The sequence below is a fragment of the Pseudomonas sp. Sample_24 genome, assembly GCF_004307605.1.
In the GTDB taxonomy this organism is placed as follows: domain Bacteria; phylum Pseudomonadota; class Gammaproteobacteria; order Pseudomonadales; family Pseudomonadaceae; genus Aquipseudomonas.
Map to the genome: position 1 here is coordinate 1 of NZ_RCNW01000264.1, position 9,268 is coordinate 9,268.

Sequence of the window (9,268 nt, forward strand, 5' to 3'; positions counted from 1 at the left end):
GTCCCGGTAACGGCTCGGCCAACAATGCCAGCCCCGCCGAAGACATCACCGCCCCGCCGCCGCTGGCAATCACCGTCGGCGCATACGGTGCTGGCGAGCCTTGCTGACGGGCGATGTCGTTGGCCGAGGCAAACACCTGCAACGGTCCGGTGACATCGAGCAACTGCACATTGGCGAACGCGAGTACGTGAATGGTTTTCGGCATTTTGGCGTAATTCGTGGGGGGATTGGCGTATGCGCCAAATCCTAGGCGCCTACAGTGAAGTCGTCCAGCCACTTCAGGAGAAAAACACCATGACTTTGCAGATCGGTTTTCTGTTGTTTCCACAGGTGCAACAACTCGACCTCACCGGCCCTTACGACGTGCTGGCCTCGTTGCCGGACGTTAAAGTGCATCTGATCTGGAAGGACTTGATGCCCATCACCGCCAGCACCGGCCTGCTGCTGAAACCGACCGTCACCTTCGACGAATGCCCGGCGCTGGATGTTATCTGTGTCCCCGGTGGCAGCGGCGTCGGTCCGCTGATGGAAGATGAGCAAACGCTCGCCTTCATCAAGGCGCAGGCCGCAAATGCGCGTTATGTGACGTCGGTCTGCACGGGCGCACTGGTGCTCGGCGCGGCCGGTTTACTCAAAGGCAAACGCGCCACCACGCACTGGGCCTATCACGAATTGTTGACGCCGCTGGGGGCGATTGCGGTGAAGGACCGGGTGGTGCGAGATGGCAACCTGCTGACCGGTGGCGGTATCACCGCCGGCATCGATTTTGCCTTGACCCTGGCGGCAGAGCTGTTCGATCAGGACACCGCCGAGCTGGTGCAATTGCAACTGGAATATGCCCCGGCCCCGCCATTCGCAGCTGGGAGCCCGGAAGCTGCGCCAGCCGGTGTGCTGGAAGAAGCCCGAAAACGCGCAGCGGCCTCGTTGAAACTGCGCAGGGAGATCACCGAACGCGCAGCGGCGAAGCTCAATCGGCAATAAACAATGGCTGCGGGACGAATCATCCCGCAGCCAGACTTTTCTATCGCCCATAAAAAAACCCGCCGAAGCGGGTTCTTCCAAGACCATTACGACTCCCTGTCGTGAGCAATCCTTGCAAATGGCCGATCATCCATGATCCTGAGCACTCCTTGTGCTTCAGTGGATGGGGCCAGAATACGCATCGGATCCAATCCGCAATAGACGACATAGTTGTTACGGCGTGTAAGACATTCGCCATAGCACCCCTTCCGAAAACCCTTGGGGCCCTAAGGCATCACGCTTCGCAGCCGTAAATATTCGGGTTGAACGCATGGCCGTCAGTCACCTTCTCGCTCACGGGCCTTGGCGTTCTCGGCCAGAAACTGTTCGAGTCTGCTCAACTGCTCCTCCCAGCCACGGCTATCCATGTAATACGCCTCCTTCTGGCGTACGTCGGGAATGTGCGCGAACCCCGACTCGGAAACCTTGAGCAGCGTGCCGTCCTCAAAGTCTTGCAATTCGAATTTCACCAGCGTGGTGGGTTCCTGCGAGTAGTCGATCTTCGGATTCACCGCATAAGGATGCCAGCGGAAGGAAAACAATTGCTGCGGCTCGACCCGCTCGACCAGTACATTCCACAGCACATGCTCGTAACCGGGATACGTCACCTGCCCCTGCGTCCACTCGCCGGCAATGAAGCGCCTGCCTTCAAGCGCCACGCCGAACCATTGCCCGAACGCCTCGGCATCGACCAATGCGCGCCATACATGGGAGCGCGGCGATTTAAGCGTGATTTTGCGCTCAAAACTATTGGGTACTGGTTTCATACGTCACCTCCTGTACTGAACAACAGTAGGCTTCTAAGACCACATGTCCAGCCTGAAAGTTGTATGCAAGCAGATCAACTGTCGTAATCGTGCACCTGACAGCGACGCAGGCTTCGCTACACTGCCCCCTACTTTCATCGCCACCGCGAGATTTTTTCCATGTTCGTACGCTTTTTCCTGGCGCTGACGCCCTTGATGTTCGCCACCCTGACCCATGCCGCCGTGAACTGCGACAACGCCACCGATCAGGCGACGATGAACCAGTGTGCGTCGCAGCAGCATGCGGCGGCTGACAAGGAGTTGAACGCGCTTTACCAGCAAATCACTGGCCGCCTGAAAGGCGACCCCGACCGCAAGAAACTGCTGTTGGGCGCGCAACGTTCGTGGATTGCGTTCCGCGATGCCGAGTGCAAGTTTTCGGCGTCTGGTGTGGAAGGCGGGAGTGTTTATCCGCTGATCTACAGCAACTGCGTGACGGAGTTGACCAAGGCGCGGGTCGAGACATTCAAGACCTACCTGAAGTGTCAGGAGGGGGATTTGGGGTGTCCGGTGCCGGGGGTTTGATTCTCTGTTGTTCTTGAGGGCCTCATCGCTGGCAAGCCAGCTCCCACAGTGGATTTGTGGTGTGGTCACAATCGTGTGAACACCGCTGAACCCTGTGGGAGCGGGCTTGCCTGCGATGGCGCCAGATCAGGCAGCGCAATTACCGGACAAAAATCTGCGCCGTGGTAATCGCCATATCCCCACCCGGCAACTTGATGCTTCCCGTCTGTTTCAGGCTGTCGGCATCGAAGATCGCCACATCGTTGAAGGTCCCCGCCAGGTAAATCTTGCTGCCATCCTTGTTGAAGGAAATGCAGTAGTAGGAGTGATCGAGCGTCGCCGCCTGGAGCATTTTCTTCTCCTTGATGTCGTACTTGGCCAGGCGATTGAGCACGCCGAACATCAGGTTCGGGTCTTTCGGCGAGCGCATGCCGCTGAAGTAGATTTCCGTCAGTGGCCCGAAGTCGGTGGTTTCGGTCTTGCCGGTTTTCAGGTCGACGCTGAACAGGCCATACAGGTATTCGGCGGTGGCCGGGTCCTGCTTCTTGTCCTTGAACTTTGCGGCGGTGTACAGCAGCGAAAAATCATGCCGGTAGGTCTGCTGGTTCCACACGTAGAGCACGTCCGGCGCGCTGTAGTTCGCGCGTTTCCAGTGACGACTCGGGATCAGCACGTCGAACTTGCCGGTTTGCACATTGACCTTGTAGACGTCCGCCCCCGCCACATACAGCGTGCCGTCATCACCGCTCTGCATGATGGTCAGCTGCCGCGGCGCCGGGAAACTGCGCACAGGCTTGGCGTCCATGCCGCCGTCGGTCTTGTACACATCGAGCCGAGGCTGCTGCACTTCGTAGCGGTCGTTCATCCTCAGCGTCGGGTTGGCAACGGTGTACAGCTCTTTCCCGTCGTGGCTGACCGTGAAAGCGAACATCGACTTGGCTTTCTCGCCCGGCTTCTGGGTGATGCTGGCGTGGAACACCTGTTTGCAGCTGTCCAGCTCAACGCCGTAGACATCCGCGTAATGATTGTTCAGCACGTAGGCGATCTTGCGATCCGGCGACAACTGCACGGTGCCGGGTCCGAAGGCGTCAGGCATCTTGCAGGTCTTGAACAGTGTGTCGGTAGCCAGGTCAATCACGTGCAGGTTGTTGGGGTAGTTTGTGGTCAACATATACTCGTGACCGTCTTGCAACGCGGTATTTTCCTCGGCCAGAACATTGACCGAAAGGCTGCTCATAACGGCGAACGCGGCCAGGCCGCAGGCTTTGATATTACGCATGCTGGAATCCTTCTGATGTCCGTTCACTTGTCTTTCGGAAAGACAGTGCCGAGGTTGCGCCAGTTGTCGTTGGACGCTTGGGCATCCTTGTTCCAGTCCGGGTAAGTGCTCATCATGTCCGGCACCTGCGCCGGCCACCAGCATGGGTCGGAGCAGCCATAAAGGTCTGCCTCCATCGGCTGGCACAGTGACGACACACCGCCGAACGCATCGATTTCCCAACCTGGGTCAGTGGTCGAAGCGCAGCCCGCCACGGAGCTCATCGCCACCACTTCTTCGATGCGGTTTTCATCCGCGGCCTGATCCAGCTTCAACGCTTTGTTATTGATTGCCTTGAGATGTTTCATATCAGTGAGCCTTGCGCGGAGTGATGTAGCTGCTGATGAACGCAGGGTTGTGAGCCATGATCCGGGTGTAGACCTCGATGCCGAAGTCGACCCAGTCACGCATCAGTTCGCAATAGTGATAGGTCGGGTGAGTCGGATCGCCGTAACGGGCGTAGCTCTCGTGGTAGCAACCGCCGGAGCACAGATTGCGAATCTGGCAGTCTTCGCAGCCGGTGTTGGTTCGGTCCAGGCGTTGCGACAGGAAGTCGTTCAACTCCACCTGCTTCACGCCGCTGTGGACGTTGCCGAAGGTCGGCAGGCTCGAACCGGTAAAGCGGTGGCACAGGTTCAGCTCACCCTTGTGATCGACCGCCAGCATCTTCAGGCCCGCGCCGCATGGCAGGGCTTTTTTGTGGCCTTCATGGATGTCGGTGATCAGTTGGTGCAGGTTGGAGAAGCCGATGTTGCGGTGCTCAAGCGCCGCTTCCAGATAACGCCGACCGAGCTTCTTCATGTTGGCGAAGACTTCGATCAGTTCATCGCTGGTCAGGTTGAACGTACTGATGTCGCCTGAGGTGACCGGGGCAAAACCAACCTCGGCAAAACCCAGTTCATTGAACAGGTGATCCCAGATGGTTTCGACGTCGGTGACGCCCGTGGTCAAGGTCACGCGCGCCCCCACCGGACGGCTGTTGTAGCGCGACAGCAGCATCTCGGCCTTGCGCCGCACCACATCATAAGTGCCCTGCCCGCCAACGGTAATGCGATTGCGGTCGTGTACGGTTTTCGGCCCGTCGATGCTGACCGACAGACCGAACCGGTGCGCATTCAGATAGTCGACGGTCTCTTCGGTGAGCAGCGTGGCGTTGGTGGTCATCACGAACTCGACGAACTTGCCGGCCTCGGCAAATCGCTTCTCACAATAATCGACCATGTACTCGATCAGCTTGCGATTGCTCAGCGGTTCGCCGCCGAAGAAGACTACGGTGAAACGCTCTTCGTCCGGCGATTCGCGCAGCAGCATTTCCACCGAGGCAATCGCGGTTTCGACGTCCATTTTCTTGCCGGCTGACGGCTTGTCGAGATCTTCCTTGTAGCAGTAGGTGCAACTCAGGTTGCAGCCGGTGTTAACGTTGAGCACCACGGTATTGATCGCCGTGCGCTCGACGCGTTTGGTGGCGATGTCCGGGGTCAGCGGCGAGCCGTCGCTGACCAGTTCCAGGGCCATCAACTCGCGCAGGGTTTCAGTGACTTCTTCGCCGTTGAAACGCGCGGCCAGACGCTGGATCAGGTCGTCCGAGGAACACCCCGGTCCACGCAAAGTATCGATGATGGTGCCTGTCAGTTCATCGCTGGCGAACAGCGAACTGCTGGGAATATGAAACAGCATGCGGTCGGCATCGACGTGCACTTCGTGCAGATTACGCTCGACCAGATTCAAGATAGCGCCCATTGCAACCTCCTGTGCAGGCCCCGGGGTACGGGGCTTGCGGTCATTCCGAAAAGTGTCTGTAAACGCTTGCGTTCAGTCAGCTCAAGGAATGGGTGGATTGTTCCAGCGTTGCACGGTGACGATCATGTGGCCTTCGCCGGTCAGGGATTTCCCTGCGTCATCGACGGCGGCGATCACCTTGAGGTTGCCGGCATTGTTGGTGGACATTTTGCGCGCAGGGTTCGGCCCGGCGTCGCCCGGTGTGAATACGCCAGTATCGGCCTGCATGGTGCCGGCGAACTTGACGTCTTCGTCTTCCTTGGCGCGATCGTCGAAGGCCTCGACCTTCCACTGCGCCGGGAACACGCCGATGCGATATGGCTTGCCGTCAGTGCCCTTGCCCCAGGCTTCAGCATCGAAACGGCCCTGGACTTTCGGCGTCGAACCACCGCCATCACCGATCCGCGCCACCGAGAATTCCGGTATGACCTTGACCTGATCGATCTTGCTGTAGACCGACAGGCTCGGGCCTTTCAATGTGCCGACGGTGACCACGCGCAGGCCCGGCTGGGCATTGGCGGCGGCCTTGAGCTTGACCTTGATCTGCTCCGGGCTCTGCGAGACGACTTCGACCACTTCCACGCCTTTGCCGAAGTTCGGTTTTCCGGAAAGACCGCTGCCGATCAGGGTGACCTCGGTTTCACTACCGGCCTTCACATAGCCAGGTTGCACCGCCAGCAAACGCTGCGAACCCTGTTTCGCAGCGACGAAGTCCAGACCACGCTCATCGTGCTCGGCCTCGAACATCCGGCCCTGCATGGCATTGCCTTGGGCGGCGAATACCTGGCGCATGGTCACGCCGTCGATGCTGACATTGCCGCGCCATTCATAGCCGGTGTAGAGAATCGCACTGCCGTCGCCATTGAACGGCGTGCCGTCGGCGTACTGGCCTTTGACGCTGACCTTGAAGGTGTCGCTGCCGTCGGCAGTCACGCTCATGACACCGGCCAGCTCGCCTTTGCCCGGCAAGTGGCCGCTGAAGCTCCAGTCGCCTGCCAGCGCCTCGCTCTTCGGCGCGCTGCTCTGCCATTTTTTCCAGGCCGGGTTGTCCAGCGGATAACGCTTGGCCAACAACGGCACCATTTCTTTGCGGGCGAGATCGAACCAGTCGCGGTCGCGGGACAGCGCCTGATATTCCAGGGACGGCCATTGGCCAAGGTGGAAGTTCACCAATCGCTCCCATTCCTGGGCCGGACGCCGTTGCAGCGCGACCCGCGCACCGGAGTGGCAGCGGCCGCACATTTGGCTGGTCTGATCGTCGAACTGCTCGACGGTGTTGAGCCGGCGCTCCATGGCATAACGCACGCCGTCGGTTTCGCTCGGCGCCAGCCCCTGAGTGTCGGCAAGGTACTTGACCAGCGTGCGGCGATCTTCATCGCTGATCTGCAAACCGTGCATGGTCTGCATGCGGGCGATGCTCATCAGCCAGCCTTCCGGCGTCTTGCGCTGGTGGCTGATACGGCTCAGGGCGTTATTGGCTTCAGGGGTGTGACAGCCCTGACACGTTTCCTTGAGGATGGTCTGGGCGTCGCGGGCTGCCAGGCTGTAGGGCGAATGCAGGGCTATGCAAGCGGCCACGGCCAGCAGGCCGGCGCTCATGCCTGATCGAAGTCTTCTCTTCATCAACGTCTAACCTCGCACGGTGCTTTCTTATTTTTGTGGCTTATCGTTTTTTATGGTTTCTGCCGTCGGCGGCGAGCCGCTGACGGAGGCAAGAGAAACGTCTGCGATGAGCAATACACGGAGCGTGCCAGCTTATGAATAACTCTTTGAATCAATGACTTGCCATAATCTATCTGGATTTTCGACGGGCATATCAACGGCGGGCACGTTCTATTTCGCGACAGCTGTTGCAACCTGAGACAAGCATAGCTGCAGCCTTTGTAGGAGCGAGCCGGCTTGCGATGGACGTACGATAACGTTGGGTGTCTGGCTGCACTGGTTGCCTGGACGTTTTTCGCGAGCAGGCTCGCTTCTACAGAGGAGATGAGATTCTCAGTTCGTCGCAATTTGCGACGTTTATCGATCACGGGATGATCCGCAGAGAATCTGTGACGCCCCGACAAACAGGGCGTTCGGGCCAAAAAATCACAACTGGCACAGCCATTGCGAAAGACCTCGTCACAACGAACAAGACGAGGTTTCATCATGTCGCTTCCAAACCTGCTTCCAGCCACTTCGGCATTCATCCAGCGTGCCCCGCGCATGCTCATCGGCAGTGACTGGGTCGCAGCCGCCGACGGCCAGACCATGCCGTTGCACAACCCGGCCACCGGCGAGGTGCTGTGCGTGGTGCCGCGAGCCACCGCGGACGATGTCGACCGCGCCGTACTCGCCGCCCGCCAGGCATTCGATGATTCCGCCTGGACCCGCACCCGCCCCCGTGAGCGACAGAACCTGCTATGGAAACTCGCCGACCTGATGCAGCGCGACGCCGAACTGCTGGCGCAGCTGGAATGCCTGAACAACGGCAAAAGCGCCGCCGTCGCCCAAGTGATGGACGTGCAACTGGCCATCGACTTCCTGCGCTACATGGCCGGTTGGGCGACCAAGATCGAAGGCTCGACAGTCGACGTGTCGGCACCGTTGATGCCCAACGACCAGTTTCACAGCTTCATCCGTCGTGAAGCGGTGGGCGTGGTCGGTGCCATCGTCGCCTGGAATTTCCCGCTGCTGCTGGCCTGCTGGAAACTCGGCCCGGCCCTGGCCACCGGTTGCACCGTGGTGCTCAAACCTGCGGATGAAACCCCTCTGACCGCACTGAAACTCGCCGAACTGGTGCTGGAAGCGGGCTATCCGGAAGGCGTGTTCAACGTCGTCACCGGCACCGGCATCACCGCAGGTTCCGCCCTGACCCATAACCCGCTGGTGGACAAACTGACCTTCACCGGCTCGACCGCCGTGGGCAAGCAGATTGGCAAGATCGCCATGGACTCCATGACCCGGGTGACGCTGGAACTGGGCGGAAAATCACCGACCATCGTCATGGCCGACGCCGACCTGAAAACCGCCGCAGCCGGTGCTGCCAGCGCAATTTTCTTCAATCAGGGACAGGTCTGCTGCGCTGGCTCGCGCCTGTATGTGCAGCGCAAGCATTTCGACAATGTGGTGGCCGACATCGCCGGTATCGCCAATGCCATGAAGCTCGGCAATGGCCTGGACCCGAGCGTTGAGATGGGGCCGCTGATTTCGGCACGTCAACAGGAGCGCGTCTACGGCTATATCGAAAAAGGCCGGGAAAGCGGCGCCACCATCGCCTGCGGTGGTGAGCAATTCGGGCCGGGCTTTTTCGTCAAACCGACGGTGATTGTCGACGTCGATCAGAAGCACTCGTTGGTGCAGGAAGAAATCTTCGGCCCGGTACTGGTGGCGATTCCCTTCGACGACGAAGCCGATGCACTGCGCATGGCCAATGACAGCCCTTATGGACTGGGCGCAAGCATCTGGTCCAATGATCTGGCAGCGGTGCACCGGATGATTCCGCGGATCAAGTCCGGTTCAGTGTGGGTCAACTGCCACAGCGCCCTGGACCCGGCACTGCCGTTTGGTGGCTACAAAATGTCGGGGGTCGGGCGTGAGATGGGGTATGCGGCGATTGAGCATTACACCGAGCTGAAGTCGGTGTTGATCAAGTTGTAATTTGTGGCACCCGTGACCCACTGATCGTTCCCACGCTCTGCGTGGAAATGCATCCCGTGACGCTCTGCGTCACCTTCTGAAGTGGAACGCGGAGCGTCCCTGACGGCGTTCCCACGCAGAGCGTGGGAACGATCAAACTCAAGGTTTGTACCCTTGAGTCAACAGCCACCCCCGAACCACCCGCCCCTGCTCCACCGCCAAC

At 59.5% G+C, this 9,268-nt stretch carries 8 protein-coding genes and 1 pseudogene; 3 read left to right on the forward strand and 6 right to left on the reverse strand.

The features are described from left to right. A pseudogene (locus D8V06_RS14645) lies at window positions 1-205 on the reverse strand (AraC family transcriptional regulator); the annotation flags it as partial. Between the two features lie 89 nt (window positions 206-294). Here D8V06_RS14645 and inhA point away from each other — a divergent pair. Beyond that, entirely contained in the window at window positions 295-981 is a 687-nt protein-coding gene (inhA, locus tag D8V06_RS14650; RefSeq protein WP_130906170.1) for an isonitrile hydratase, read from the forward strand. Window positions 982-1,298: 317 nt separating this feature from the next. Here inhA and D8V06_RS14655 read toward each other — a convergent pair whose 3' ends face one another. Beyond that, window positions 1,299-1,787 carry an SRPBCC family protein gene (locus D8V06_RS14655; RefSeq protein ID WP_056856933.1) on the reverse strand — a complete coding sequence of 163 codons (489 nt, stop codon included), beginning with the start codon at window positions 1,785-1,787 and terminating at the stop codon, window positions 1,299-1,301. Window positions 1,788-1,946: 159 nt separating this feature from the next. Between D8V06_RS14655 and D8V06_RS14660 the strand changes: the two genes are divergently transcribed. Continuing rightward, window positions 1,947-2,351 (forward strand): lysozyme inhibitor LprI family protein, encoded by a 405-nt coding sequence (locus D8V06_RS14660; protein ID WP_130906122.1) that lies wholly within the window; start codon window positions 1,947-1,949, stop codon window positions 2,349-2,351. A gap of 139 nt (window positions 2,352-2,490) precedes the next feature. On the opposite strand, the gene peaD is transcribed toward D8V06_RS14660, so the two are convergent. The 4 genes from peaD to peaA all read right to left on the reverse strand — a co-directional run bounded on the left by peaD (window position 2,491) and on the right by peaA (window position 7,050). After that, window positions 2,491-3,609 (reverse strand): quinohemoprotein amine dehydrogenase subunit beta, encoded by a 1,119-nt coding sequence (peaD, locus tag D8V06_RS14665; RefSeq protein ID WP_056856931.1) that lies wholly within the window; start codon window positions 3,607-3,609, stop codon window positions 2,491-2,493. Between the two features lie 23 nt (window positions 3,610-3,632). Then, window positions 3,633-3,956 carry a quinohemoprotein amine dehydrogenase subunit gamma gene (gene qhpC, locus D8V06_RS14670; protein ID WP_008016081.1) on the reverse strand — a complete coding sequence of 108 codons (324 nt, stop codon included), beginning with the start codon at window positions 3,954-3,956 and terminating at the stop codon, window positions 3,633-3,635. A 1-nt stretch (window position 3,957) separates the two neighbouring features. Continuing rightward, window positions 3,958-5,388: a quinohemoprotein amine dehydrogenase maturation protein gene (gene peaB / locus D8V06_RS14675; protein WP_130931200.1), complete on the reverse strand. Its 1,431-nt coding sequence runs from the start codon at window positions 5,386-5,388 to the stop codon at window positions 3,958-3,960. Between the two features lie 81 nt (window positions 5,389-5,469). Beyond that, complete coding sequence (peaA, locus tag D8V06_RS14680; protein WP_056856929.1) at window positions 5,470-7,050, reverse strand: quinohemoprotein amine dehydrogenase subunit alpha; 1,581 nt, start codon at window positions 7,048-7,050, stop codon at window positions 5,470-5,472. Between the two features lie 525 nt (window positions 7,051-7,575). Between peaA and D8V06_RS14685 the strand changes: the two genes are divergently transcribed. Continuing rightward, window positions 7,576-9,066 (forward strand): aldehyde dehydrogenase family protein, encoded by a 1,491-nt coding sequence (locus tag D8V06_RS14685; RefSeq protein ID WP_130906119.1) that lies wholly within the window; start codon window positions 7,576-7,578, stop codon window positions 9,064-9,066. Window positions 9,067-9,268: the final 202 nt, after the last annotated feature.

Coding starts and splice junctions, on each gene's coding strand:
- inhA (WP_130906170.1), top strand. CDS start 295: ATGACTTTGCAGATCGGTTTTCTGTTGTTTCCACAGGTGCAACAACTC.
- D8V06_RS14655 (WP_056856933.1), bottom strand. CDS start 1,787: ATGAAACCAGTACCCAATAGTTTTGAGCGCAAAATCACGCTTAAATCG.
- D8V06_RS14660 (WP_130906122.1), top strand. CDS start 1,947: ATGTTCGTACGCTTTTTCCTGGCGCTGACGCCCTTGATGTTCGCCACC.
- peaD (WP_056856931.1), bottom strand. CDS start 3,609: ATGCGTAATATCAAAGCCTGCGGCCTGGCCGCGTTCGCCGTTATGAGC.
- qhpC (WP_008016081.1), bottom strand. CDS start 3,956: ATGAAACATCTCAAGGCAATCAATAACAAAGCGTTGAAGCTGGATCAG.
- peaB (WP_130931200.1), bottom strand. CDS start 5,388: ATGGGCGCTATCTTGAATCTGGTCGAGCGTAATCTGCACGAAGTGCAC.
- peaA (WP_056856929.1), bottom strand. CDS start 7,050: ATGAAGAGAAGACTTCGATCAGGCATGAGCGCCGGCCTGCTGGCCGTG.
- D8V06_RS14685 (WP_130906119.1), top strand. CDS start 7,576: ATGTCGCTTCCAAACCTGCTTCCAGCCACTTCGGCATTCATCCAGCGT.